The sequence below is a fragment of the Cupriavidus sp. HY129 genome (assembly GCF_059492215.1).
The window spans coordinates 2,274,323-2,299,191 of record NZ_CP083254.1; the positions used below are offsets into that span (position 1 = coordinate 2,274,323).

Genomic DNA, 24,869 nt, shown 5'->3' on the forward strand with positions numbered 1-24,869 from the left:
ATCAGGCTCCCGACTCGGTGATCGCGGCGACCGGTGCCGCCGACGCCGGCGACATGCCTGGACGGCGCGGCGCGTGTATGCGGTCGCCGTCCGCGTTGAACAGGTAGATCTGGGCTGGCTCGATATGGAGCGACAACTGCGCGCCCAGTTCGAGATCGCGCACACCGGTAAGCTGGGCCACCAGATTGCCGGCGGGTGTATCGACATGCACGAACGTATCCGAACCCGACAGTTCGGCCAGCGCCACTCTGCCCGGCACGGCCACGGCCTGTGGCACGGCGTCGAGCCGCAGCGCGCCAGCGCGCACGCCCACCGTTACCGGCCCATCGGTATGAGCCACGTCCGGCATCGGGATGGAAATGTTGCCGGCCAGCACGACGCGGCCATGCGCCAGCGCACCTTCGAGAAGATTCATCGGTGGATCGCTGAAGGCGCGCGCCACGCGCAGTGACGCCGGATAGTGGAACACCTCCGGCGTCGGGCCATATTGGAGCAACTCACCAGCATCGAGCACTGCGGTATGGCCACCGAGCAGCAGCGCTTCGGCCGGCTCGGTAGTGGCGTAAATCACGGTGGCATCGCCCTGCGCGAAGAGTTGCGTCAGTTCATCGCGCAGTTCCTCGCGCAGCTTGTAGTCGAGGTTGACCAGCGGCTCATCGAGCAGCATCAGCGGCGCATTCTTGGCCAGCGCACGGGCCAGGGCCACACGCTGCTGCTGGCCACCAGATAGCTCCGAGGGATACCGGTCGAGCAGATGCTCGATGTGCAGGCGCCCCGCCAGCGAGCGAACACGCGCGTCGACGTCGGCCTGGCGATCCCGGCGCAGCCGCAACGGCGATGCAATGTTGTCGAAGACGCGCAGCGACGGGTAGTTGATGAACTGCTGATAGACCATCGACACGTTGCGTTCCCGCACCGGCACGCCGGTCACGTCGGCGCCGTCTACCAGCACGCGGCCCGCGGTGGGCTTGTCCAGCCCCGCCATGACCCGCATCAGCGATGTCTTGCCCGCCTGGGTCGTTCCCAGCAGGATCGTGACGGCGCCAGGCACGGGGGCCAGCGACATCGGGTAAAGATAGGCTTGCGATCCCACGTGCTGCGCAATGCCTTCCAGGCTGAGCTGCATCCAGTCTCCAATATTCTTCTTGTGACAGCTCAGCCACTTCGAAAACCTGCGGCTGAAGCGCACTTTTCATAGCAACCCGCTCGTTTTAGCTCAAAAACGAACACAAAACAATACTGCGCCGCATCATTTGTTTTCGTTTCTGTTTGAACTAGAATGCCGGACATGACGCTCAATCCACGCCAGACCGCACTCCTCGAGGAAGTCCGCACGCAGGGCTTTGCCTCTATTGACGAACTCGCGCGCAAGTTCGGCGTGACCCTGCAAACGGTGCGCCGGGACGTCAACCTGCTGGCCGAGAACGGCATGCTGGCCCGGTTTCATGGCGGGGTACGGGTAGAGGGATCGACCACCGAGAACATTGCCTACCGGCAACGCCAGGTGCTGAACGCGGAGGGCAAGGCGCGCATCGCACGCGCGGTGGCGGCCGCCGTACCGGAAGGCTGCTCGCTGATTCTCAACATCGGCACCACGGTGGAGGAAGTGGCGCGCGCGCTGATCCATCACCGGGGCTTGCGGGTGATTACGAACAACCTGAATGTGGCCAATATCCTGGCCGACAACCCCGACTGCGAGGTCATCGTCGCCGGTGGCGTGCTGCGTTCGCGCGACCGCGGCATCGTTGGCGAGGCCACGGTGGAATTTATCCGGCAATTCAAGGTGGATATCGGCCTGATCGGCATCTCGGGCATCGAGGCCGACGGCTCGCTGCGCGACTATGATTTTCGCGAGGTAAAGGTGTCTCGCACGATCATGGAACACTCGCGCGAAATCTGGCTGGCGGCCGACGCCAGCAAGTTCAACCGGCGAGCCATGGTGGAACTGGCGCCGCTCGCGAGCATCGACCGGCTATTCACGGACGAGCCGTTACCCGCGCCATTCGACACGATGCTGCAGGAAAGCGGGGTGGAATGTGTGGTCGCGGATCAGGAGTGAGGTGGGCTCACGTCTCGCGCTCCCTTCTCACGCTTGTGGGAAAGGGGTTCTGGGAGAAGGCGTTGGGGTAGTAGCAGCCAGGACGGGTCGCAAATTGAACCGCATGCCCTCTTCACCGCCCCTCTCCCCCGTTCGGGAGAGGGGAGAAAACCATTGCGGTTTTCGGTCCTTACTTGAACACCACCGTCTTGTGGCCGTTCAGCAGAATCCGATGTTCCGCATGCCACTTGACGGCGCGGGCCAGCGCCACGCATTCGACGTCGCGACCCACGGCGGTCAGTTGCTCCGGATCCATGCTGTGGTCCACGCGCTCGATCTCCTGTTCGATGATCGGGCCTTCGTCGAGGTCGGCGGTCACGTAGTGGGCCGTCGCGCCAATCAGCTTCACGCCGCGGTCATGCGCCTGGTAGTAAGGCTTGGCGCCCTTGAAGCTCGGCAGGAACGAATGGTGGATGTTGATCGCGCGGCCCTGGAGCTTGCGGCACAGGTCATCGGACAGCACCTGCATGTAGCGGGCCAGCACGACCAGGTCGATATTCTGCTCGCGCACGACTTCGAACACGCGGGCTTCCTGCGCGGCCTTCTGCTCCGCCGATGCGTTCATCAGCGGCAGATGGAAGAACGGCACGTCGTAGGACGCGGCGAGCTGATAGAAGTCACGATGATTCGAGACAATCGCCGCGATCTCCACCGGCAGACCGCCAACCTTGGCGCGGAACAGCAGGTCGTTCAGGCAGTGGCCAATCTTCGACACCATGATCATCACGCGCGGCTTCACGGTCGCGTCGTGCACCTCCCACTGCATGCCGAACTGGTCGCCCACGGGGGCAAACGCGGCACGAAGCTCGGCCAGATCCGGGCCGCCCGGCGCGGCGCTGAAATGCACGCGCATGAAGAATCGGCCGGCGAAGGCGTCACCGTACTGGTCGGAGTCAACGATATTGCAGCCGTGCTGGAACAGCAGGCCGGATACGGCGTGAACGATGCCCGGCTGGTCCGGGCAGGAAAGCGTGAGGATAAATCCGGTGGAACTCATCGTATGCGAATCGGAATTGAGCGGGCCGGGACCGTGAAAGCCTCGATTCAGGGCTGGACACCGGCCCAGCCGCGTCGGCAGAGGGCATCCAGCGTCACCAGTGTGGCATCGACGGTCATGGCGCAATCCGCCATGATAGCAAGCAATGCCTCCGGATCGATATGGCGGTGCTCAGCCACTTCACCGTCGCGGTTATGGGGAACGAAGTCGGCGGGCAGCACGAGGTCATATACATACACACGCTCCCACTGCACGCCTTCGGGGATTTCACGTAGCACATCGATCACCCCGTGGGCCTCGGCCTGGGTAGCCAGAGTGGGCGGAATCCCCGATTCCTCGTCGCATTCGCGCACCAGTGTTTCCAGCGGATCACTGCCGGCCGGCATGCCACCGGCTACGAGGTTGTCCCACATGCCCGGGTCCACCGCCTTGCGCGGGCTGCGGCGCGATATCCATAGCGCCCGCTGGCCGGCCACGATCCCGTTCATGTGCGACGCGAACGTCAGCAGCCCCAGGAAGCGGGCTGCCGCACGCTCGATCACGGCCAGCGGCTCGGCTTCCAGCGCCGGCGTCACCGCGAACAGCTCGTTGCGCCAGCCACGCACATGGCCGTCATCTGCCAGTTGGGTGGCCAGCGTCGCCAGCGCCGCATTGCGCGCAGTCACCGTGGTACATCCGGGTAGCAGCGTGATGGCGCCCTGCCCGTCAGGCTGGCCCAGCACACCATCAAACCCGGCGAGGATGCCTGCGTGCTTGCGCGGCAGCCAGCCCACGTGCCGCCCATCGACCATCAGGCGTAGGTGGGCAGCGGGATCAAAGGGACTGCGCGCGGCAACGCCGGCAGTGACTACGCTAACGATATCGGCTGGATCGGCGGGGCGGGAAGCTGTTTCGGCCATGGCTATTCAATTCAACACATCCGGATGGAACGCATGACATCCACGACCTCTCATCAGCCGCAGTACGTGCTGGCCCTGGATCAGGGCACCAGCAGTTCGCGCGCCATCCTGTTCGATCACCTGGGCAATGTCGTACGCATCGCCCAGCGTGAGTTTCGGCAATATTATCCGCATCCCGGCCACGTCGAGCACGACCCCTACGAGATCTGGCAGTCGCAACTGGCCGTGGCGCACGAGGTACTGGGCGACGCGGGCGTCAGCGGCACGCAGATTGCCGCCATCGGCATCACGAACCAGCGCGAAACCACGGTGCTGTGGGATCGCAAGACCGGCGAGCCGGTGGGGCGCGCGCTGGTCTGGCAAGACCGCCGCACCGCGCCGATGTGCGAGGACCTGCAGGCAGCGGGCCACGCGGAGACATTCCAGCGCAAGACCGGACTGATCGTCGACGCCTATTTCTCCGGCACCAAACTGCGCTGGATGCTCGACAACTACGAGGGCGCCCGCGCACGCGCCGAGCGCGGCGAGCTGGCCTTTGGCACCGTCGATAGCTGGCTGATCTGGCAGTTGACCGATGGCGCGCGGCACGTCACCGACGTTTCCAATGCTTCGCGCACGATGTTGTTCAACATCCACGATTTCCGCTGGGACGATGAGCTCCTGGGCCTGCTGGATATTCCGCGCAACCTGCTGCCGGAAGTGGTGCCGTCGAGCGGCGAGGTCGCGCGCGCATCGGCACGGCTGTTCGGCGTGGAGATTCCGATTGCCGGCATCGCCGGCGACCAGCAGGCCGCCACGTTTGGCCAGGCGTGCCTCCAGCCAGGCATGGCCAAGAACACCTATGGCACCGGCTGCTTCATCCTGATGAACACCGGCGACAAGCCCGTGACATCGCGTAACCGGTTGATCACGACCATCGGCTGGCAGATCGGCGGCAATACCCAGTACTGCCTGGAAGGCGGCGTATTCATGGGCGGCGCGACGATCCAGTGGCTGCGCGACGGCCTCAAGCTGATCCACAGCGCCCCCGAGGTGGAGCCGCTGGCCCGCCAGTGCACCGACACCGGCGGCGTGGTGCTGGTGCCGGCATTCGCCGGCCTCGGCGCGCCGCACTGGGATCCGTTCGCACGCGGCACGCTGGTCGGCATCACGCGCGGTACCGGCGGGCCGCACATCGCCCGGGCCGCGCTCGAATCCATCGCGCTGCAAAGCGTGGATGTGCTCGACGCCATGCAGAAGGACGCCGGCATCTCGCTGGCCGAACTCCGGGTCGATGGCGGCGCCTCGCGCAGCGACCTGCTGATGCAGATGCAGGCTGACTTGCTCGGCACCGCCGTGGTCCGGCCGCGCGTGACCGAAACCACCGCGCTAGGCGCGGCATACCTCGCCGGGCTGGCAACCGGCTACTGGACCGACCCCGAAGAAATCACGCGGCAGTGGCAGGTGGAGCAACGCTTCGAGCCAAAGCTGTCCGCCGACGAACGCGAGCGCCGCATCGCGCGTTGGCACCGCGCCGTCGACCGCGCCCGCGACTGGGCTCGCGAGTCCGATGACGCCGCACGCTGAACCCAGATTCGAATTTCCCATGCAAACTTCCGTCACTCCGGTCGCCCCTCCCTACCGCGACACTCTGCTGCAGACGCTCGCGCGCGAGCCACGCTGGGATGTGATCGTCATCGGCGGCGGCGCCACGGGGCTGGGCACCGCGCTCGATGCTGCTTCGCGCGGCTACCGCACGCTGCTGCTCGAAGCCGCCGACTTCGCCAAGGGCACGTCGAGCAAGGCCACCAAGCTCGTGCATGGCGGCGTTCGCTACCTGGCGCAAGGCAACATCAGCCTGGTGCGCGAGGCCCTGCACGAACGCGGCCTGCTCGCGCGCAACGCACCGCACGTGGTCTGGCCGCTCGGCTTCGTCGTGCCGGCCTACCAGATGTTCGACCAGCCGTTCTATGGGATCGGCCTGAAGCTCTATGACATGCTGGCAGGCGGCCTGAACCTTTCCGGCAGCCGCTGGCTCAGCCATCGCGAAACGCTCGAGGCCGCGCCAACCCTGGCCGAGCACGTGGGCGGGCGTCCGCTGCGCGGCGGCAATCTGTATTTTGACGGCCAGTTCGATGACGCGCGGCTGGCGATGGCGTTGATGCGCACGCTGTTCGATGTGGGCGGCACCGCGGTCAACTACGTGCGCGTGAGCGGACTCTCGCAGTCCAACGGCGTCATCACCGGCGTCACGGCGCAAGATGTGATCGGTGGGGAGACGTTCCACCTGCATGCGGATTGCGTGATCAACGCCACCGGCGTGTGGGTCGATGCCGTGCGCCAGATGGAAGACGGCCAGGCCCGGCGGATGGTGGCGCCGAGCCAGGGCGTTCACCTGACGATTCCGCGCAGCTTCCTGCCCGGCGATCGCGCAGTCCTGATTCCGAAAACCGACGATGGCCGCGTGCTGTTCCTGGTGCCCTGGAACGGGCACACGATCGTCGGCACCACCGACACCCCGCGCCAGGATCTGCCACTGGAGCCCCGCGCTGCGAGCGATGACGTCGACTTCATCCTGGAAACGGCCGCGCGCTACCTGGCCCGCGACCCGACCCGCGATGACGTGACCAGCGTCTGGGCGGGCCTGCGGCCGCTGGTGAAGGCCACCGGGGAAGCCTCCACCGCGTCGCTGTCGCGCGAGCATACGATCCTGGTATCCAAAGCCGGACTGATCACGGTCACTGGCGGTAAATGGACCACGTATCGCAAGATGGCCGAGGACGTGATGGAAACCGCGATCCAGCGGCAATTGCTGCGCGCCGCGCCCTGCCGCACGGCCGACCTGCCGCTGCACGGCGCGACCAACATGCCCAATGACCTGCCGCCCTCGGGCACCGGATCGCCCGACCGCTACTACGGCGCCGACCTCCCCCTGGTTCAGGCGATGCCGGGCGCGGACAACGTGCTCGTGCCCGCCTCCGGCCTGACCGAGGCCCACGTCCGCTTTGCCGCGCGCTACGAGCTGGCCCGACGCGTTGAGGACGTGTTGGCGCGGCGCAATCGGGCGCTGTTCCTGGACGCCCGCGCTGCGCTGGACGGCGCGCCCCGGGTGGCGGCGATCCTGGCGGAAGAACTCGCGCACGACTCGGCCTGGCAGGCACGCGAACTCGAGGACTTCGGCAAGCTCGCCAGGGGTTATATGCTCGGCTGATCGACGATACCTGCGTTCATGGTGCTGGACTTGGGCGATAATGCCGGTTAACGCATCAGGGAGAACACCATGGACGATATGGACGAGATTGACGATCTGTCCGATCTGCCGATGCCCCGGTTCATCTGGGGCTTCGCCGTCATCGCCAACAAGGGCGGCGACGTCATGCACGACGAATTCGAGTATCTGACCCACACCCGCAGCCCGCGCTTCACGTGCCGGGTGGTCGAACTCGAGGACATGCCCGCCGACAGTGAGGATTCGGGCATTGACGGGCGCATCGTCCACCACGACGATCCGGACCGCATGTTCTACATCACCGATATCGGCATGGCGCTGGTGAACTTTCAGCTGTTCGACAAGCTGCCCGACAAGGGCAAGCTCAAGAATGTCTGCGACGAAGCGATCGCCAACTGGATGCTGCGTCGCGAATTCCTCGACGACGAGGAAGACGAGGCGTAAGCAGGCCACGCCACAAAGCAAAACAGGCACCCCGCAGGGTGCCTGTTTTGCTTTTGTCCTATCGCTATTGTCGCCGCACCGGCCACTACGCCGGCTCGACCTCGATCAGTCCCGACGCCACGCGCTCGATCTCGCAGTAGATCGGCATCGATTCCATCGGACCGGTGCAACCCACGCCCGAAGCCTGGCTGGCGCTGGCGCCCGGCGGCAGGAAAACGAACGCCATGCCGGGCTGGAAACCTGGATGGCGGCGCAGACTGTCATTGAGAATATCGAGATACTGCGCGCGCGTGAAAACCTGCTTGGACATGTCCGCATCTCCGGGAAATTTTCTGGCCCGGGCATCCTAGCATGGCATCACGCGCCGCTGTCACCGCATCGCAAGGCGCGACAAATCGGGATAAATCCTCAGCACTCGCCCTTCTTGGCGTGTCCGGGCGGGCAGTGATAGCCGCCACGGCCGCGGTCATGATCATGGCCGTGGCCCTGATCATCGTCATCGCCTCGGCCCGGCCCGCGGTTCCAGCGCTCGGGCTGCAACACCCAGCCGTTGCTGGCGCGAACCCAGCGCGGCTGCTCATAAACATAGCCGGGGCGTTCGCTGACCCAGTGCCCCTTCTTCCATGCATGCTTGTGACCGTGGTCGTCCCAGTCCCAATAGCCGGGCGCCCAGACGTAGCCAACACGCGGAGGCGGCACGACTTCATAGACCGGGGCCGGTGGCGGAACGCCAATGCCGATATTGATGCTGACCTGCGCCATGGCGGCTGGCGCCAGCGCCGCTGCCGAGCCAAGCAGAACCGCGCCAGCAAAGGCGCGCGCGAAAAGCTGTCGTTTCATAGGGACCCTCTCTTTGTAATTAGCACCGATAGAAAGAAGTCTATCGGTGCTATCTGGAATGTGATGTAAGAAAGGGTATCCGAAAATTACCACGCGACTCAGGCTGCACTAGCCAGCTGAAACGCTTAGTGGTCCGCAGCCATCGCCTTGAGTTCGGCGTCACCAGCCACGCGGGCGGCGTCGGATGTTGTGAAGGTGTCGTCGGACACGATGGTGCGCCGGATCTGCTGCCCGCCGAAATCCACCAGCGAGATCACCCACACATAGCGCCCGGCCTGCGGCGCGGTCTGCACGAAAGCCTTGAGTTGCGGTCTGGATTCGGTCGTCATGAGACTCCTCCGGTCGAAACAAGCGAGACAAACGCGTCCGGGAACTCTAGCACACGGGATGGATGGCTGCCGCCTCCGTCACCCTCATCCTCTTATATCTAAGACATCTGGCCCGGTGCGGAGATAAGCCAGAGTGGCTACAGTTTTCTGTAACGGTGCCGACACTTGACCAGATGTCCGCCGGACACCACTGCCAGCCGCCGCCCCAATTGCCGTACTTGACGCCCAATTTCGCTCACCGACCGCGCTCCGCGCTGACACTGCCACTGGTTCTGCTGCTGGCCACGCCCGGCACATGGCCGGCAGCCGTGGCCGCCTCCACGGTTGCCGCGGCAGCGCCTGCATCAGCCCCGGTATCGGCCCCCGCCGCACCGGCTTCACGCCCCGAAGCCGTGGCCCGCATGGTGATGAGCCTGTTGAGCTATGCGCGCTGGCCCGCCGAGCGCGAAACGCTGCGGCTGTGCGTGGATACGGATGCACGTTACGGTGGCAAGCTGATGGAAGGCGGCTCGCTATCCACGGGCCGGCTGGTCCAGGCACGCCCTGTCGATCCGCTTGCCGACGCACTCGCGTCCGAGTGCGACGCACTCTATATGGGGGCCATGACCGATGCTCGCCGCAAGAAGCTGACGACGGATCTGGTGGGAAAGCCCGTGCTGGTGATCGTCGAGGAAGATTTCGAATGTGAAGTTGGCAGCATGTTTTGCCTGGCATTCCGTGAGAATCAAGTCTCGTTCCGGATCAATCTAGATGCCATCGCGCGCAGCGGGATTCATATCCACCCCGGCGTGCTCCAGCTCGGCCGCCGCAGGACGCCCGCATCATGAACTGGCCCGGCCGCCCCCCCGCCCCCGACGACGCCGTGCCACAGCGCCCGACGCTCTACCGCGCGCTGCGGCGTATCCACCTTGGCGTGGCGCTGATCGCCGTGTTCACGGTCGGCATCTCGCTGACCGCGCTCGGGCTGACCGCGCTGCGCGTCTATGCGGATCACAACCTCCGGCTGGTGGCGCGCTCGATCGCCTATACGGTGGAAGCGCCGGTCGTGTTCGGCGACGCCGCCGCCGCGGCCGATGCGCTTTCCGTGATCGCCGCATCCGAGGACGTGACGCGGGTCATCGTGTACGACCGCGACCACCAACCGATGACCGTGTGGCAGCGCCCCGGCCACGAGCGATTCCCCGCGCTGCGCCGGGTGGCCGGCGACCTGCTGATATCGGGCGCCGTCGAGCAGCCAATCCTCCACGAAGCCCAGCAGGTAGGCAGCGTGCGCGTGGCAGGCGATCCGGTGGCGCTGCTGCACTTCCTGCTGCAGGGCACGCTGGGCCTGGGAGCCTGCCTGCTGTTGACGGCGCTGGTGGCGCACTACATGTCCCGCCGAATGCTCAAGGATGTCGTCGATCCCCTGCGCAACCTGATGCGCGTGGCCCACGCGGTGCGTTCCGAACGCGCGTTTGGACAGCGCATGCCGCCGGCGCGGATCGAGGAACTGAATGCGCTGTCCGAAGACTTCAACGTCCTGCTGGACGAACTCGAGGCCTGGCAGAACCAGCTTCAGCACGAGAACCGTTCGCTGGCGCACCGCGCCAGCCATGACAGCCTGACAGGCTTGCTCAACCGCGCCGCCTTCACTGAAGCGCTCGATCTCGCCGTGCGTACTGCGGCGGCGCGCAACCAATATGCCGCCGTGCTCTATCTCGACAGCGACGACTTCAAGGGAATCAACGACCGCTATGGCCACGCGGCGGGCGATGCCGTGCTCGTCGCCGTCGGTCAGCGCCTGCGCGGCTGCCTGCGCGAAGGCGACAGCGTGGCGCGGCTGGGCGGCGACGAGTTCGCCGTGCTGGTCAACGCCCTCCGCGCGCCCGAGGACGCGGTTCGCATCGCCGAGCACATCCTCAACGCCATGGCCACCCCTGTGTGTCTGGCGGATGGCACCACCATCTTCGCGCCACTCAGCATCGGCCTGGCCGTGTACCCGCTGCATGCCCGCAATGGCACGGCGCTGCTCCATTCCGCCGATGCCGCGATGTACGGGGCCAAGCGCCAGTCCGGCGCCACGTGGCACAGCGCGGAGTCCGCGCCACCGGAGCCACATCTCTAGAGGCCGACCATGAGAGCGCCCAGCAGACCCCGTCGCGCTTTCCTGCTGACCACACTGGCCGGTCTGGGCGCGCTGGCGCTGTCCGGTTGCGCCAGCCCCGCCCACAAGCTGACACCCGCGCAGATTGCCGTGCTCAAGAACCAGGGGTTCATGCTGACCGGCAACGGCTGGGAGCTTGTCATGCCGGACAAGGTGCTGTTCGGCTTCGACGACGACACGGTCTCGGCCGAGCAACAGAACGCCCTCGCCCGGGTCGCACGCACGCTGCGGGATGCCGGCATCGACGCCTTGCGCGTGGACGGCCACACCGACAACGTCGGCACGATCGAGTACAACCAGCAGCTCTCCATGCGCCGTGCCGAGGCTGTGGCGCGCGTGTTGCTCACCTGCGGATTCGCACGCGATCATCTCGATGTGCGCGGATTCGGCAAGACCCGCCCCATCGCCGACAACGGCACGGCGCTGGGTCGCGCGGAGAACCGCCGCGTGGCGATCATTGTCACGGTCGAATAGACCCTGTTCCGAAGAAACACTCTAATTCAGGCGTACCGAGAAAATCAGGCCAGAGCGAAAGCGCCTTTCTCGCCCTTTGCCCATATCCCCAGGCCCGCCCAGCCGTGGTTTGCGGTGGATCGGCCAACGACAGAAGGCCGGACAAACCCTGCCCACGGGCGCAGTAGAACGGTCGTACACTCGCGTGGTGCGCACGTCGATCAGTCGATCAGGTCGATGGGGAGAGACTGGGCAACACCTGGTCGCGCACGTAACACCCGACAAGAACGAGATAGTCAAAAAATAATGCGTACCCAGGCGCTGGAACAGGCGATCGATGCCGTGGTCGCGGTCGACGCACGCAACCAGATCACCCTCTTCAATGCCGCAGCGGAGGCATTGTGGGGTCTGGAACGAACCACCGTGCTAGGCCAGTGCGCGTCCGTCCTGGCGCTCGGCGATCTGCGCGTGGCCAATGACCAGAGCGGTCAGAATCTCGCCATCGCACGCGCAGATGGCACCGTGCGTCATGTGCGGCTGCACATCACCACCTTCGGCACGGACGGCGCCTCCAATCCAGGAGTGCCTGCGAAGCAGTTCGCCGCCTTCCTGCATGACGACGGCAGCACCGGCAATGAGCCCGGCGCCACGTTGAGCCCGCCGGGACTGCGTATGCTCTCGCTGTGCCTCGACCACGCCGAAAACCCGGTCATGATCACCGACGCCCACGGCACGATCTGCCACCTGAACGGTGGCTTCACGCGTCTGCTCGGCTACGCACGGTATCAGGCCGTAGGCCGCCGCTGGCAGGATCTGCTCATGCCGATCAACGCGCGGCCGGAGCAGATCCCTTCGTTGCTGGCGCCATTGGCGGCCGGCCTGCCGCTGCGCAATGAAGCACTGGTGCCCGACAAGAGCGGGCAGCCGCGCTGGCTATCGGTCGCGGTCAGTCCGATTATGGCGTCGACGCATCGTGGCGGACTGGTCAACACGGTCTGGGTCCTGACCGACATCACGGCAACGAAGGTACGCGAATCGATCCAGCACCGCACGCTTGACGCCCTGGCGCGCGACCTGCCGACGGCGCAGATCATGAATGATCTGTGCCGTCGCGTGGAAAGAATGGCGCCGGGCACGAAGGCCGCCGTCATGCGCGTCTCCAACGGCCATTTGCGGCTGGTGGCGATGCCATCTGCCGCCCCCGAACTGCTTGCCGCATTCGACAGCCTGCAGATCGGCCTGCAGTCGGGCTCCTGCGGTGCGGCGGCTTTTCTCGGCCACGCCGTGGCCGTCGACGACATCGCTCAGGATCCGCGCTGCGAAACGCTACGCGAAACGGCGCTTGCCGCCGGTATGGCCGCCACCTGGTCCACCCCCGTGCGTGCCGCCGACGGGCGCGTGCTGGGCACCTTCGCGCTGTGCTTCAATGAACCACGCTTGCCAGACGGGTTCCACGAAAACCTCGTGGGAGTGGCCGCCGACCTCTGCGCGCTGGCGCTGGTGCGCGACCAGACCCAGGAGCGCATCCACCGCCTGGCGTACTACGACGCGCTGACCGGCCTGCCGAATCGCCAGTTGCTGCTGTCCCGCGCCGACGATGCCGTGGCGCGTGCCAACGCCCATGGCACCCCGCTCGCCCTGCTGTTCATCAACCTGAACAACTTCAAGCGCGTCAACGACGTGCAGGGTCACGGCGCCGGCGACCGCTTCTTGATCGAAGTGGCATCAAGGCTGCAGTTCGCCACTGCCGAACACGCGCGGGATGCCACCGTCGGCCGGCTGTCGGGGGACGAGTTCGCCGTACTGCTTCCGGGCCACGGACGTGACGAGGCCCTGGCCATCGCCGATGAGCTGCTGCGCGCGCTCGATCCGCCGGTTACCGTCGCGCACGGCCTGAGCCTTTCGCCTTCGGCCAGCATCGGCATCAGCATGTTGACCGAGCAGGCACGCGACCGCGAAACGCTGCTGCATCATGCCGACCTTGCGGTCTGCCAGGCCAGGAAGCGCAGTGGCCCGGACCTCGGCAACCAGATCTGTGTGTATGACACGGTGCTGGCGCGGCGCCTTGGCGATCGGCGCATGCTCGAATCCGAACTGCGCGAAGCCATCGGCAGCGGCCAGTTGCAGATGCGCTACCAGCCTCAGATCCATCTGGCTTCGGGCAACCTTTGGGCGGTGGAAGCGCTGGCGCGCTGGCCGCATCCGCATCGCGGCGACATCGCGCCCACGGTGTTCGTGCCGCTGGCCGAAGAATCCGGATTGATCGTGGCGCTCGGATACTGGGCCGTGCGCGAAGCATGTGCGCAGCAGGCACGCTGGCGACGGCTCGGCGCCGCAGTGCCGGCCATCTCCGTCAACCTCTCGCCGCTATCGATCCGTGACCCAGCGCTGCCGGACGTAGTGACGCAGGCCCTGCGAACGCACGCGCTGCCTGCCGGCGAACTGACCATCGAGATCACGGAAAGCGTGTTCCTCGATCACACCTCCGAGGCGGAGGCCACGATCGCAGCCCTGCGCAAGCTGGGCGTGCGCCTGTCGATCGACGATTTCGGGACGGGGTTTTCGAGCCTGAGCCGGCTCATGCAATTGCCAGTCGACGAGATCAAGCTCGACCGGAGTTTCCTGGTGGATCTGGAGAACAGCGAGGCCACGCGCACCCTGGTGGAGGCCGTGATCCGGATTGGCCGCGCGCGGGATCTGAACGTGGTGGCCGAGGGAGTCACCAGCGCGCTCCAGCGCCAGTTCCTGCTCGACCAGGGCTGTCACGTAGGCCAGGGGTTCCTGTTCGCCCAGCCTCTGCCGGCCGCGTCCATCGAGAGATGGCAACCCCAGCCGTCCTGGCCAGGGTTGATGCACTAGGGATTTCGCCCCCGCTCAGTCGCCGAACGGGTTCGGCACCCTTGTTACGGGATCGTCGACGAGATCGAACTCGTCGCGTACGTCATCGACCACGCTGCGGATCGATGCCTCGTATCCGCGCGCATTGCCGAAATAGTCCATGTCCCAGTTACGACCCCACGCGTCGCGCTCGTGCGGCTCGGGGTCGGGTACCCGGATATGCGCGCCATCGTCGGCAACCTCATCGATCTGATGAATGCGCCGGCTCACCTCTTCCTTGATGGCATGCCGGCTGCGCTCGCGCTTGGCCATGAGCAGCCTCCTTTCGGTGGTTCGTGCGCGCCATCCTAGCACGCGACCATCGCGGGGACATGACGCTTGTCATAGCGCCGACTTGGCTGCCTGATACGCCGCAAACAGGCGCTGGAACACCGGGCCAGGCTTGCCCGCGCCGATGGTCTTGCCGTCGATCGTCACCACCGGCAGCAGCTCCTTGCTGGCCGACGACAGCAGGACTTCGTCGGCGGCGAACACCTCGTCGCGCGTGATGCGGCGGGCCTCGAACGGGATATCCATCGCCGTGCACAGATCTTCCATCAGGCCATAGCGGATACCTTCCAGGATCAGGTTGTCCTTGGGCGGCGCGTAGACGCGGCCATCCTTGACCAACCAGACGTTCGACGACGACGCTTCGGTCAAATTGCCATCGCGAAACTGGATCGCCTCGGTCACGCCTGCCTCGGCGGCCACCTGGGCGGCCAGCACGTTGCCGAGCAACGAGGTCGACTTGATCTGGCAGTTGAGCCAGCGGCGGTCTTCCATCGTCACGCAGGCCACACCCTGTTCCACCGATGCCGCCGGCGGCAGGGCCATCGGGTTGGTCATGATCAGCACGGTCGGCGTGACTTCCTTCGGGAATGCGTGGGCCCGCTTGGCCACGCCGCGCGTCACCTGCATGTAGACCATCTGGTCGCCCAGGCCATTGGCCTTGACCACACGGTCGATCAGCGCCAGCCATTCGGTCTCCGAATAGGGGTTGGGAATGCCGATGGAGGCAAGGCTGCGCTGCAGGCGCGCCAGATGTTGAGCGCCACGGAACGGCTTGCCGTTGTAGAGCGGAATCACCTCGTAGATGCCGTCACCGAAGATGAACCCGCGATCGAGCACGGGCACGCGGGCTTCGGACAGGGGAAGCAGTTCCCCATTCAGGAAAACGACTGTTTCAGACATGGTCAGTATTTGGGCAAGGAAGATCGTGAAGTGAATTCTTTCACATGGCGCGGACTGCCTTTATGCAATTTCGGCATGTCGTCGCGGCATCGCCCCTCCGTCGATGTGACTTCGGCAAGACGCGCGCCTAAAACTATTTCAACGACAAAGTCGGCCTGTATTGAATATTTTTTAATTCATTGATCTAGCGTGCATTGCCATGCAGCAGACGAAAAACAGCGTGATATATTCGTCACGCGAAACTTCAGTGCGCGACATCGGCATTGCGTTCACGTGCCTTCGCCGTGCCACTCCTACAGGGCGCCCTATATGACGAATTTGGAGTCAGGCCTGCGATGTGGCTGCACGCGGATTGCCGCCATGGCGACGGCCTTCCTGATCTCGACGATTCCCGGCCAGTCGGCCGCCCAGGTCGCGGCCTCTTCACCCGCCGCAGCACCCCCGCCCTCGCCGGGCGCGACAGCGGCTTCTCCGCTCGTCACCCGTACCCAGGTTCTGACACTCGCCCAGATGGGGGCCAACTATCCGATTCCGCTGCGCGGCGTGGACCCGGACCACACACTGAACGTGGGGGTCCGGCTCGACGAAGTGGTCACCGCGGCCCGGCTCAAGCTGGTCTTCACCTATTCGCCAGCGCTCGTCTTCCCGCTCTCGCACCTGAAGATTCGCCTCAACGATGAGGTGGTGGCAACGATTCCGCTGGATCAGGAACACGCCGGGCAACAGGTCACGCGCGAAGTGGATCTGGACCCGCGCTACTTCACGGACTTCAACCGCATCAACGTGCAGATGATCGCGCATTACACGCTCGATCATTGCGAAGACCCGTTCCATTCAAGCCTGTGGGCCGACATCAGTCCTAGCACCACGCTGACGCTGAGCAAGGCCAGCGTGACGCTGCCAGACAACCTGGCGTTGCTGCCCGCGCCGTTCTTCGACCGCCGCGACAACAACCGCGTCACCGTGCCGTTCGTGCTGCCGGCCAATACTGATCCCGCCGTGCTACGCGCCGCTGGCGTCGTAGCTTCGTGGCTCGGCGCACTGGCAAGCTATCGCGAGCTCCGCTTCCCGGTGTCGCGCACCGCGCCCGGCGATGCGCACGCGATCGCACTGGTCATGCCCAACGCCATGCCGGACGGCCTTCATATCGACAAGATCGAAGGCGCCTCGGTGCGCGTCATGCCGAACCCCGCAAACCCCGCGCGCAAGCTGCTGGTGCTGGCCGGGCGCAATCCGGAAGAATTGCAGCTGGCCGCCAATGCGCTGGTACTGGGCAAGGCCGCCATGGCTGGCGCCAGCACCGGCGTGCAGGCCGTGGACCTGGGCAAGCCGCGCCAGCCCTATGACGCGCCAGCGTGGGCCCCGGTGGATCGCCCAGTCCTGTTCAAGGAACTCGTCACCGATCCGCAGCAACTCCAGGTGGCCGGCGCCAGCCCGGATGCCATCCGCGTTAATTTGCGCGTGCCGGCCGACCTGTTCGGCTGGAACGACCGCTCCGTGCCGCTCAGCATCAAGTACCGCTACACCGCGCCTTCGACGTACAACGATTCAGTGCTCAGCGTCGATATCAACGACCAGCTCGTGCGCTCGTATCGCCTCAAGCCGCTGACCACACAGGGCGACGAGAACCTCGTCAGCGTGCCGCTGCTGTCCGGCGGCAGCGTCTCGGCCAGCAGCGATATCCTGATCCCCGCGTTCCGCGTCGGCAGCAATAACCAGATGCAGTTCCGCTTCAGCATGGACTCGCAGAAGACCGGCCTGTGCGCGTCGACGGCGACCAACGTGGCGCGCGCGGCGGTGGACCCGGATTCGTCGATCGACTTCAGCGGCTTCGCGCACTACGCCGCCTTGCCCAACCTGGCGTTCTTCGCCAATAGTGGCTATCCGTTCACGCGCCTGGCCGATCTGGCCGATACCGCCGTGGTGGTGCCCGACGCACCCACCACCATCGACCAGGAAGCCGCACTGACCATGCTCGGCCACATGGGCAAATGGACCGGCCTGCCATCTCTGCGCGTGGCCGTGGCGCCTGCCAAGGCCATTGACACCGTCAAGGACCGGAACCTCGTCATCATCGGTACCGGCAGCGCGGCGCAGATCCTGACCGGCTGGGGCAAGTCGCTGCCCTTGATGATCGAGCGCGGCAAGACCGAGATCACGCTGCGCGACCAACGCTCGCACGCATGGTCGAACTGGCTCAGCGGCACCGACGACGTCGACGTTTCGCCTGCCGGGCGCGCGATCCTGACCGCCGATGGCCCGTTGGCTGCGCTGATCGGCTTCGAATCGCCGTTCAAGGCGCAGCACAGCATCGTCGCGCTGACGGCCACGGCCGACGAGCGTCTGCGCGATGTACTCGACGTGCTCGAGGACCCCGGCAGGGTGGCGCAGATCCGCGGCGACCTGACCGTGATCCACCATCGGGACCTGGAAGGCCTGCGCCTGGGCGAACGGTATTACGTCGGCAGCCTGCCCTGGTATGGCCGCTTGTGGATGCGCCTGTCCGGGCATCCTGCGCTCCTGGCGATCGCGGGCATCATTGCCGGCCTGATCGTGGCGCTGACGCTGTTCTGGGCGCTGAGCCGGCTGGCGGCACGCCGCAACGGAGGCTGACATGCGTCGGGCAATGGCCTGGCTGTTGCGGGCTACCGTCGTATGCACGCTGGCCGGCACGGTGTTGACCAGTGCCGCGGCCACCTGCGCGTGGCCCGACTGGGATGCCTTCCGGCGCAGCACGATCAGCCAGGACGGCCGCGTGATCGACGACAGCACCGACCAGCAGGTGACGGTCTCCGAAGGCCAGTCGTATGCGCTGTTCTTCGCGCTCGTGGCCAACGACCGCGCTACCTTCGACAGGCTGCTGACCTGGACCGAGAACAACCTCGCGCAAGGCGACCTGACGGCCCATCTGCCCGCGTGGATCTGGGGCAAGCGCACCGAGGGCGAGCACGCAGGCACCTGGGGTGTCATCGACGCCAATCCGGCATCGGACGCGGACCTGTGGATTGCCTACTCGCTGCTCGAAGCCGGCCGCCTCTGGAACGAGCGCCGCTTCACGGCGCTTGGAACGCTGGTGGCGCGCCGCGCCCTGCGCGAGGAAACGGCGGTGCTGCCCGGACTCGGCCGCACGTTGCTGCCCGGGCCCACTGGATTCCACACGTCGCCCGATGTCTGGCGCCTGAACCCGAGTTATGTGCCATTGCAGGTCATGCGGCGGCTGGCAGCCATGCCGGGCGAGGACAGCAGTTGGAAAACGCTGGTCGACACCTCGGCCCGGCTGATCCTGAACACGGCCCCGCGCGGCTTTTCGCCTGACTGGGTGGAGTATCACAAGGGGCGAGGCTTCCGGCCCGACACGCAGACACAGGCCGGCGGCTCATACAACGCGATCCGGGTCTATCTCTGGGCCGGCATGATGGCGCCGCGCGATCCGCTGCGCACTTCGGTGCTCCAGGCGTTCCGCCCGATGGCCGATTACGTCCGCAAGCAGGGGTATCCGCCCGAGCGGGTCGATACCCAGTCGGGCACGTTCGGGCCGAACAGCGGCAACGGTGGCTTCTCGGCAGCCATCGCGCCCTACCTTGCCGCCCTGGGACAGACCGATGACGCGCGCGCGCAGGCGCAGCGCGCCCGCGACCTGGCCGCGCAGAAGCCCGCCGGCTACTACAGCCAGGTGCTGGCGCTGTTCGGCCTGGGCCATCTTGACGGACATTTCCGCTTCGAAGCGGACGGCACCCTGGTGCCGGCCTGGAAATCCACATGCCCCGCCACGCGCTAGCTCCCGCGCTGGCGCTGTTGCTGGCCAGTTCCGCCTTGCCGGCCTTCGCGGCCGATCCTGCCCCAGCGGCAGGTGTGTCGCCGCCTGCCACATCCGCGCAGATGGCGCAGTTGCTTGCCGCTGCCAAAATGTGGGAGGCAAAGAACCGCACCGATATGGCGCGCGGCATCCTGGAAAAGGCACTGCTGATCGATCCGAACCAGCCCGAGGCGCTAAAGCTGATGGGCCTGATCGAGATCCGTTCGAACCGCCCCGCCGAAGCCGGCAAGCTGCTGGCCAAGCTGCGCCAGACCGCGCCGGGCAGCGCCGCGACGCTCGAACTCGATGACGCCTATCGGATCGCCACGCGCGACAAGCGCGAGATGGCCACCATCCGGTTGCTGTCGCGATCGGGCAAGGACGAGGAAGCCGTGAAGCGGCTGCTGTTGCTGTTCCCGCGCGGCGCGCCCAGCGGCGATCTGGCACGTGACTACTACCGCATCCTCTCAGGCACGCCGGATGGCCGCACACGGGCCATCAGCGAACTCCGCAGCCGCACGCGCCAGAACCCCAACGACATGGCACTGCAGCTCGCACTGGGCGATCTGCTGACCGACCGCGCCGGCACCCGCCAGGAAGGCATCGGCATCCTCTACCGCATCACGCAGCGCCCCGATGGCGACCGCAAGACCGCGCTCGACATCTGGCGGCGCACGCTCTACCGCGTGAATGATGACCCGGCCTACTACGTCTGGTTCGAGCGCTACCTGAAGGAAGTGCCCGACGATGACGCCGCGCGGCAGACGCTCGCCGATCTCGGCAAGAAGGTAGAGGAGCAGAAGCGTCTGCAGGCCGACCCCGCCTATCAGGCCCGGCAACGCGGGCTGGCACAGCTCGAGCGTGGCCAGCTCAGTGAGGCGGACATCGCCCTGCAGAAGGCGTATCAAAAGCGGCGGAACGATGCCGAAGTGGTGGGCGGGCTCGGACTCGTGCGCCTGCGCGAAGGCCGGCACGACGAGGCACGCGAACTGTTCGCACGTGCGCAGCAGCTCGACCCGAGCAACAAATGGCGCAGCCTGATGGCCACGGCGACGTTCTGGGGCATGATCTCCAAGGCACGCGACGCGAACAAGCAAGGCAAGCCGGCCGAAGCGGAAGCGCTGGCGCGCAAGGCACTGGCGCAGCAGCCTGGCAACGACAGTGCGGAAGGCATCCTGGCCGACGCGCTGATCGCGCAGAACAAGGATGCGGAAGCCGAGGCGCTGCTGCGCAAGATGCTGGCCCGCCCCAAACCCGACATGGGCGCGCTGCGCTCGCTGGTCGAACTCCTGCAGAAGGAACATCGCGATGCCGAAATCGATCCGCTGATCGCCGGCATCGAGCCGCGCATGAAAGGTTCCGAGCGCGAGATGCGCGCGATGCGTGCCGACCTGCTATCGGTGCAGGCGGAACGGCTGCTGGCGCAGCAGAAGCGCAGCCCCGCCATCGCCAACCTGGAGGCTTCGGTTCGGCTGCAGCCCGACGACGCCTGGACACGCTTCACGCTGGCCCGCCTCTATCGCGATCTGGGACTACCCGCGCTAGGCCGCACCGTCATGGACGACGGTCTCAAGGCTGCGCCGACAAGCGAGATGCGCTATGCGACGGCGCTCTACCTGAACAGCGTGGACGACATCGACGCGGCCACTACGGTGCTGGCCGCCGTGCCGGATGCCGAGCGCTCGGAAGGGATGAGGAACCTCGGACATAACCTGGCCGCCCAGCGCTTGCTCCGCGAAGCCCGGCTGCGCGTTGCCGAGGGACACGACGACGAGGCACGTGCCCTGTTGCGTCAGGCCGCGCAGGAGGCCCAGAACGATCCGCACATGCTGGCGTCGATCGGACGCGAATGGATCGCGCTCGGCGAGCCGGAGACCGGTTTGCATCTGGTCAGCGACTGGCTGGCCGCGCACCCGGAGGACCCGCATCTCGACATCCGCCTGCGCTATGGCGAATTGCTGGCGGCGGCCGATCGCGACGAGGCATTGCGCCAGTGGATCGCCGATTCGACCGCCCTGCCCGGCATCACCGACGAACAACGTGCCAGCTTCGCCGACCAGTCACTGCGACTGGCCATCCGCGAGACCGATCGGCGCATCGCCGAAGGCGACTTCAACGGCGCGCACGACACCCTGTACGCAGTGCCCGAAGCACAGCAACGCGACCGTCGCTGGCTGCTGGAGCTCGCGGACCTGCGCGAGGCCCACGGCGACTTCAAGGGCGCGGCCGATGCGGCGCATCAGGTGCTGGCGACCGATCCGCACGACGCCGGTGCGCAACTGACGCTGGCGCGGCAGTACGAACGCATGGGCCGCACCGACGAGGCGCTCGACATCGTGCGCACGGTGCTGGCCGAAGCGCCCGACGACGATATCGACACACGCCTCTCGGTGGCGCGGCGCTTCACTGCGCTGCGGCGCGAGGACGAAGCGGATGCCGTCGTCGATGCGCTCGACGCCCGCTTCCCGAACCGCGCCGACATCACCGTGCAGCGTGGCCGCATCGCCCAGTCGCGCGGTGATTACAACGATGCGGCTGAAATCTATCGCACCGCGCTCGGGCTCGAGCAACGCGAAAGCGTGCTGCCGGGCCCCGAGGGCACGCCCGCGCAGCGCGCGCTGGCGGGCCTGGAGGCACGTCGCCAGGGCGAAGTGGCAACGGCCGTGTTGCAGTCGAACAAATCCGGCGACGACGGCATCTCCAAGCTGAACGCCACCGAGATTCCGCTCTATGTGCGGATTCCGAATGGCTATACAGGCCACTACTTTTTCCATGCAGATACCGTGCTGCTCGATGCGGGTACGCTGCAGGCCAGCCGATCGGTCAGCGACCTGCCCTTCGGCAAGATCCCAGCGCTCGGCAACGCCGGGCTCGGGCCGATCGGCCAGACCGACAAGGGTGTGGCCCTGGCCGCCGGCTACGAATACGATGGCGCATACAACAGCTGGCGCGCCGATATCGGCACCACGCCGCTTGGCTTCACCGAGCAGAACGTGGTTGGCGGCTTCCGCTATCGCGCCGACCTCGGCGTTTCGTCGTTCAGCGCGGACATCTCGCGGCGGGCCGTGACAAGTTCGCTGATCTCGTACGCGGGGGCCGTTGATCCGGTCACCGGGGAGCACTGGGGCGGCATCGTGCGCAACGGCGTCCACTTGCGGTACGCGCGCGATGTCGGACGCATTGGCCTGTTTGCCGACGTCGGCGCCGGCCTCTACACTGGTGACAACGTGAAGACCAATCGCGAAATCACCGTGCGCACCGGCTTCGACGTGCCCGTCTACATGGCGCGGGACCAGAGGGTCTCCAGCGGTCTGGTGCTCAACTACTGGCATTACTCCGACAACCAGCGGTTCTATACGTTTGGACATGGCGGCTACTACAGCCCCCAACGCTATGTGTCGTTCGGCATCCCTCTGGACTGGACCGGGCGGTATCACAAGTGGTCGTGGCGCTTCCTTGGCTCGGCAGGGTGGTCATTCACCTACGAGGACGATGCGCCGTACTTCCCGACCCGCCCCGACCTGCAGGCGATGAGCGGCAACGCCATCTACAAGGGCGGTTCGGGCGGTGGCTTCAGCTACACGTTGGGCGCGACGATCGAATACACGCTCGCGCCGCACTGGGTGGTTGGCGCGGCATTCTCGATCGACCGGTCACGCGACTACGCGCCGAACCGTGCCATGGCCTGGCTCCGGTATCTGTTCGACAAGCGGAAAGACCCGGTGCCGTACCCGCCCGCGCCAGTGCGGCCCTATTCGACTTACTGAGCGACTTACTGAGCGACTTACTGAGCGACTTACTGAGCGACTTACTGAGCGACATACTGAGCTATCGGGTTCTGTCATGAACGACGTCGAACACTCTGCCCCCCGCCCCTCCCGCAAGCCGCTGCTGGCGCGGCTGCAGGCGCGCACGCTGCTCGCGATCGAAGGGCTGGCGCCGGCGCTCGGCACGCTGGCCAGCGGCCGCGCACACGTGGTGTACGCGCAGCCCTCGCCCGCACGCGATGCTTTCTTCTGGCAAACCGCCGCCGGCGCGCTGCGCGGACCCGCCAGTGTGCTCTCGGCGCGTGATGCCGGCGAAATCGCCAAGGCGCTCCGCGAGCATGGTCTCGATATCGACGTCAATCGCGCGCTGCATTCGCGTGCCAATCTCTGTGCCTTGCGTGCCCAACCCGGCCGCGACGGCATCGATGCCTTGATCGACGCGCTTCAGGCACTCGTCGACCAATGCGGCGCGCGGGGCACGATGCTCCTGATCGAAGGCGCCGAAGCATTTTTCAGCTGGCAGGATGCGGTCGCCCTGGCGAGCCAAGGCGTTCGCCTGCACGATTGGTGCGCGAAAGAACGCTGTGGCGTGCTGCTCGTGGTCGCGCCGCCTCCGCTGGCGCCGGGACAATCGCCGCCCGACTTGCAGGCCTTCCACGGCCGTTTTGCCGGTGCGGCGCAACTTTCCCAGCAGCAGGGGCAGTACACCTGGGAAGTCGCGTTCTGGCGCGACAAGCAGTCGGTGGTCGCTGGCGAAGTTTTGCGGCTGCGCTTCGCGCCGCACGAGCAACGGCTGATGGTGGCGTCCGACACCTACAGCGACCAGATTGAGGAAGCGGGAATGCTGGCGCCCGACGAAGACCGCGTGATCGTCAGCCGCGATGCGGTGCTGCGCGAGCGCTTCATTCCCGAGAACTGGCGCATCGTTGACAGCAACGAAGCCGCCGTCGCCACGGCCAGCCAGTCCGTGGCCGCGACCGTGATCCTGCGCTATTCGGGCAGCCGCGACCTGGAACTGCTGGCCAGCCAGGTGCACCGCCTGCGGCGTAGCGCGGGCCGCGCGCTCAAGATCGTGATCCGCGAAGACCGCGAGGCCATGCGCCAGCACTATGAGCTGCTGATGCTCAACCTCGGTGCCAATGCCGTGGTGGCGCAACGCACGCCGTTCGCGCGAATGCAGGCGATGATCGACGCGTTGCAAGGTCAGGTCTTCTCGCGGCCGATCCTCGCTGACTATCACAGCGCCCTATCGGCCGTGCTGACGACCTCGGCCACCGGCTACGTGACGCCCGACACGTTCCTTTCTCTGGTGCGCGATGCGATGGACCGCAGCCGCTTGATCCGGCTGCCACACGTACTGCTGCAACTGCCGCTACTGCCCGAAGTGGCGCATATCGACGCGCTGCGCGCCTGCCATATGAACCGCGCCGGCGACCTCTGCACCGCGGGCAGTGATAGCGTGTACGCGTTTTTCTTCGCCTGCCGGCTGGACGATGTCGACGCGGTATGCGCGCGCGTGTTCCAGCGTCCGATGGGCGATATGTTCCAGGGCGATCTGCGCAGCGGCGACAACGAATCGATCGCCGCGACGCTGAGCGAACTGGAGGCCGATATTCAGGCCTATCCGCCTCCCGACTACACGCGCTGGCTGGCCCAGGAACCATCGAGCCACACGGAACCGTCGGATGCACCAACGGAGGCATCCCCAACGACACCGGCCCCGGCGCAGACCTTGCCGTTGATCGCGCCTCGCCGGGCACAAGGCGGCGGTGGCCCACGCGCCCTGCCGCGCCACCACCCCGTGCCGCTCAAACCACTACGCTGACC

General features: G+C 66.1%; 20 protein-coding genes. 12 read left to right on the forward strand and 8 right to left on the reverse strand.

From position 1 onward, the window contains the following. Position 1: 1 nt before the first annotated feature. Positions 2–1,126: an ABC transporter ATP-binding protein gene (locus K6G35_RS10240; protein WP_186424971.1), complete on the reverse strand. Its 1,125-nt coding sequence runs from the start codon at positions 1,124–1,126 to the stop codon at positions 2–4. Between the two features lie 162 nt (positions 1,127–1,288). Between K6G35_RS10240 and K6G35_RS10245 the strand changes: the two genes are divergently transcribed. Next, on the forward strand, positions 1,289–2,059 hold the full coding sequence (locus tag K6G35_RS10245) for a DeoR/GlpR family DNA-binding transcription regulator (protein ID WP_008641550.1): 771 nt from the start codon (positions 1,289–1,291) through the stop codon (positions 2,057–2,059). Between the two features lie 169 nt (positions 2,060–2,228). On the opposite strand, the gene purU is transcribed toward K6G35_RS10245, so the two are convergent. Together purU and K6G35_RS10255 are read right to left on the reverse strand one after the other, a co-directional pair. Further along, entirely contained in the window at positions 2,229–3,095 is an 867-nt protein-coding gene (gene purU / locus K6G35_RS10250; protein WP_008641549.1) for a formyltetrahydrofolate deformylase, read from the reverse strand. Between the two features lie 47 nt (positions 3,096–3,142). Beyond that, on the reverse strand, positions 3,143–3,994 hold the full coding sequence (locus K6G35_RS10255; RefSeq protein ID WP_495675639.1) for an NUDIX hydrolase: 852 nt from the start codon (positions 3,992–3,994) through the stop codon (positions 3,143–3,145). 33 nt (positions 3,995–4,027) lie between these two features. Here K6G35_RS10255 and glpK point away from each other — a divergent pair, with 33 nt between their 5' ends. From glpK to K6G35_RS10270, 3 genes are all read left to right on the forward strand, one after another. Next, positions 4,028–5,560 (forward strand): glycerol kinase GlpK, encoded by a 1,533-nt coding sequence (gene glpK, locus K6G35_RS10260; protein ID WP_495675640.1) that lies wholly within the window; start codon positions 4,028–4,030, stop codon positions 5,558–5,560. Positions 5,561–5,579: 19 nt separating this feature from the next. Then, a complete protein-coding gene (locus K6G35_RS10265) occupies positions 5,580–7,184 on the forward strand; it encodes a glycerol-3-phosphate dehydrogenase/oxidase (protein ID WP_495675641.1) in 1,605 nt (534 codons plus the stop codon). Between the two features lie 78 nt (positions 7,185–7,262). Further along, positions 7,263–7,646 (forward strand): hypothetical protein, encoded by a 384-nt coding sequence (locus K6G35_RS10270; RefSeq protein ID WP_035882356.1) that lies wholly within the window; start codon positions 7,263–7,265, stop codon positions 7,644–7,646. Between the two features lie 85 nt (positions 7,647–7,731). On the opposite strand, the gene K6G35_RS10275 is transcribed toward K6G35_RS10270, so the two are convergent. The 3 genes from K6G35_RS10275 to K6G35_RS10285 all read right to left on the reverse strand — a co-directional run bounded on the left by K6G35_RS10275 (position 7,732) and on the right by K6G35_RS10285 (position 8,815). Beyond that, positions 7,732–7,956: a hypothetical protein gene (locus K6G35_RS10275; protein WP_495675642.1), complete on the reverse strand. Its 225-nt coding sequence runs from the start codon at positions 7,954–7,956 to the stop codon at positions 7,732–7,734. 98 nt (positions 7,957–8,054) lie between these two features. After that, positions 8,055–8,486, reverse strand: coding sequence for a YXWGXW repeat-containing protein (locus K6G35_RS10280; protein ID WP_008651932.1), 432 nt, complete (start codon positions 8,484–8,486; stop codon positions 8,055–8,057). Between the two features lie 125 nt (positions 8,487–8,611). After that, positions 8,612–8,815, reverse strand: coding sequence for a hypothetical protein (locus K6G35_RS10285; protein ID WP_008651931.1), 204 nt, complete (start codon positions 8,813–8,815; stop codon positions 8,612–8,614). Positions 8,816–8,988: 173 nt separating this feature from the next. Between K6G35_RS10285 and yfiR the strand changes: the two genes are divergently transcribed. The 4 genes from yfiR (at position 8,989) to K6G35_RS10305 (ending at position 14,270) form a co-directional block, all read left to right on the forward strand. Next, complete coding sequence (gene yfiR / locus K6G35_RS10290; protein WP_186424970.1) at positions 8,989–9,642, forward strand: regulatory sequestration protein YfiR; 654 nt, start codon at positions 8,989–8,991, stop codon at positions 9,640–9,642. After that, positions 9,639–10,919, forward strand: a complete 1,281-nt coding sequence (gene dgcN / locus K6G35_RS10295; RefSeq protein WP_008651929.1) for a diguanylate cyclase DgcN/YfiN — start codon at positions 9,639–9,641, stop codon at positions 10,917–10,919. Before yfiR ends, dgcN begins: the two co-directional genes overlap by 4 nt. Positions 10,920–10,928: 9 nt before the next feature. Next, entirely contained in the window at positions 10,929–11,432 is a 504-nt protein-coding gene (gene yfiB, locus K6G35_RS10300) for an outer membrane lipoprotein YfiB (RefSeq protein ID WP_008651927.1), read from the forward strand. A 285-nt stretch (positions 11,433–11,717) separates the two neighbouring features. Next, positions 11,718–14,270, forward strand: a complete 2,553-nt coding sequence (locus K6G35_RS10305; RefSeq protein ID WP_286881375.1) for an EAL domain-containing protein — start codon at positions 11,718–11,720, stop codon at positions 14,268–14,270. 15 nt (positions 14,271–14,285) lie between these two features. On the opposite strand, the gene K6G35_RS10310 is transcribed toward K6G35_RS10305, so the two are convergent. Next, on the reverse strand, positions 14,286–14,561 hold the full coding sequence (locus tag K6G35_RS10310; protein ID WP_008651922.1) for a hypothetical protein: 276 nt from the start codon (positions 14,559–14,561) through the stop codon (positions 14,286–14,288). A gap of 69 nt (positions 14,562–14,630) precedes the next feature. After that, on the reverse strand, positions 14,631–15,479 hold the full coding sequence (locus tag K6G35_RS10315) for a D-amino acid aminotransferase (RefSeq protein WP_495675643.1): 849 nt from the start codon (positions 15,477–15,479) through the stop codon (positions 14,631–14,633). Positions 15,480–15,839: 360 nt separating this feature from the next. Between K6G35_RS10315 and bcsB the strand changes: the two genes are divergently transcribed. From bcsB to bcsE, 4 genes are all read left to right on the forward strand, one after another. Further along, on the forward strand, positions 15,840–18,092 hold the full coding sequence (bcsB, locus tag K6G35_RS10320; protein WP_495675644.1) for a cellulose biosynthesis cyclic di-GMP-binding regulatory protein BcsB: 2,253 nt from the start codon (positions 15,840–15,842) through the stop codon (positions 18,090–18,092). A 1-nt stretch (position 18,093) separates the two neighbouring features. Beyond that, the gene (bcsZ, locus tag K6G35_RS10325; protein WP_035882265.1) at positions 18,094–19,257 is read left to right on the forward strand and encodes a cellulose synthase complex periplasmic endoglucanase BcsZ; all 1,164 of its coding nucleotides are present in this window, start codon (positions 18,094–18,096) and stop codon (positions 19,255–19,257) included. Continuing rightward, positions 19,239–23,042, forward strand: a complete 3,804-nt coding sequence (locus K6G35_RS10330; RefSeq protein WP_495675645.1) for a cellulose synthase subunit BcsC-related outer membrane protein — start codon at positions 19,239–19,241, stop codon at positions 23,040–23,042. The genes bcsZ and K6G35_RS10330 overlap by 19 nt, the downstream gene beginning before the upstream one ends. A gap of 76 nt (positions 23,043–23,118) precedes the next feature. Beyond that, positions 23,119–24,867: a cellulose biosynthesis protein BcsE gene (gene bcsE, locus K6G35_RS10335; RefSeq protein WP_286881379.1), complete on the forward strand. Its 1,749-nt coding sequence runs from the start codon at positions 23,119–23,121 to the stop codon at positions 24,865–24,867. The last annotated feature ends 2 nt before the right edge of the window (positions 24,868–24,869 follow it).

What these genes read in the sequence shown, in the direction of transcription:
- bcsE (WP_286881379.1), top strand. Translation starts at nt 23,119, where the DNA reads ATGAACGACGTCGAACACTCTGCCCCCCGCCCCTCCCGCAAGCCGCTG.
- K6G35_RS10255 (WP_495675639.1), bottom strand. Translation starts at nt 3,994, where the DNA reads ATGGCCGAAACAGCTTCCCGCCCCGCCGATCCAGCCGATATCGTTAGC.
- K6G35_RS10315 (WP_495675643.1), bottom strand. Translation starts at nt 15,479, where the DNA reads ATGTCTGAAACAGTCGTTTTCCTGAATGGGGAACTGCTTCCCCTGTCC.
- K6G35_RS10280 (WP_008651932.1), bottom strand. Translation starts at nt 8,486, where the DNA reads ATGAAACGACAGCTTTTCGCGCGCGCCTTTGCTGGCGCGGTTCTGCTT.
- K6G35_RS10285 (WP_008651931.1), bottom strand. Translation starts at nt 8,815, where the DNA reads ATGACGACCGAATCCAGACCGCAACTCAAGGCTTTCGTGCAGACCGCG.
- K6G35_RS10305 (WP_286881375.1), top strand. Translation starts at nt 11,718, where the DNA reads ATGCGTACCCAGGCGCTGGAACAGGCGATCGATGCCGTGGTCGCGGTC.
- yfiR (WP_186424970.1), top strand. Translation starts at nt 8,989, where the DNA reads ATGTCCGCCGGACACCACTGCCAGCCGCCGCCCCAATTGCCGTACTTG.
- K6G35_RS10240 (WP_186424971.1), bottom strand. Translation starts at nt 1,126, where the DNA reads ATGCAGCTCAGCCTGGAAGGCATTGCGCAGCACGTGGGATCGCAAGCC.
- bcsZ (WP_035882265.1), top strand. Translation starts at nt 18,094, where the DNA reads ATGCGTCGGGCAATGGCCTGGCTGTTGCGGGCTACCGTCGTATGCACG.
- K6G35_RS10245 (WP_008641550.1), top strand. Translation starts at nt 1,289, where the DNA reads ATGACGCTCAATCCACGCCAGACCGCACTCCTCGAGGAAGTCCGCACG.
- yfiB (WP_008651927.1), top strand. Translation starts at nt 10,929, where the DNA reads ATGAGAGCGCCCAGCAGACCCCGTCGCGCTTTCCTGCTGACCACACTG.
- glpK (WP_495675640.1), top strand. Translation starts at nt 4,028, where the DNA reads ATGACATCCACGACCTCTCATCAGCCGCAGTACGTGCTGGCCCTGGAT.
- K6G35_RS10330 (WP_495675645.1), top strand. Translation starts at nt 19,239, where the DNA reads ATGCCCCGCCACGCGCTAGCTCCCGCGCTGGCGCTGTTGCTGGCCAGT.
- K6G35_RS10275 (WP_495675642.1), bottom strand. Translation starts at nt 7,956, where the DNA reads ATGTCCAAGCAGGTTTTCACGCGCGCGCAGTATCTCGATATTCTCAAT.
- K6G35_RS10265 (WP_495675641.1), top strand. Translation starts at nt 5,580, where the DNA reads ATGCAAACTTCCGTCACTCCGGTCGCCCCTCCCTACCGCGACACTCTG.
- K6G35_RS10270 (WP_035882356.1), top strand. Translation starts at nt 7,263, where the DNA reads ATGGACGAGATTGACGATCTGTCCGATCTGCCGATGCCCCGGTTCATC.
- bcsB (WP_495675644.1), top strand. Translation starts at nt 15,840, where the DNA reads ATGGCGACGGCCTTCCTGATCTCGACGATTCCCGGCCAGTCGGCCGCC.
- dgcN (WP_008651929.1), top strand. Translation starts at nt 9,639, where the DNA reads ATGAACTGGCCCGGCCGCCCCCCCGCCCCCGACGACGCCGTGCCACAG.
- purU (WP_008641549.1), bottom strand. Translation starts at nt 3,095, where the DNA reads ATGAGTTCCACCGGATTTATCCTCACGCTTTCCTGCCCGGACCAGCCG.
- K6G35_RS10310 (WP_008651922.1), bottom strand. Translation starts at nt 14,561, where the DNA reads ATGGCCAAGCGCGAGCGCAGCCGGCATGCCATCAAGGAAGAGGTGAGC.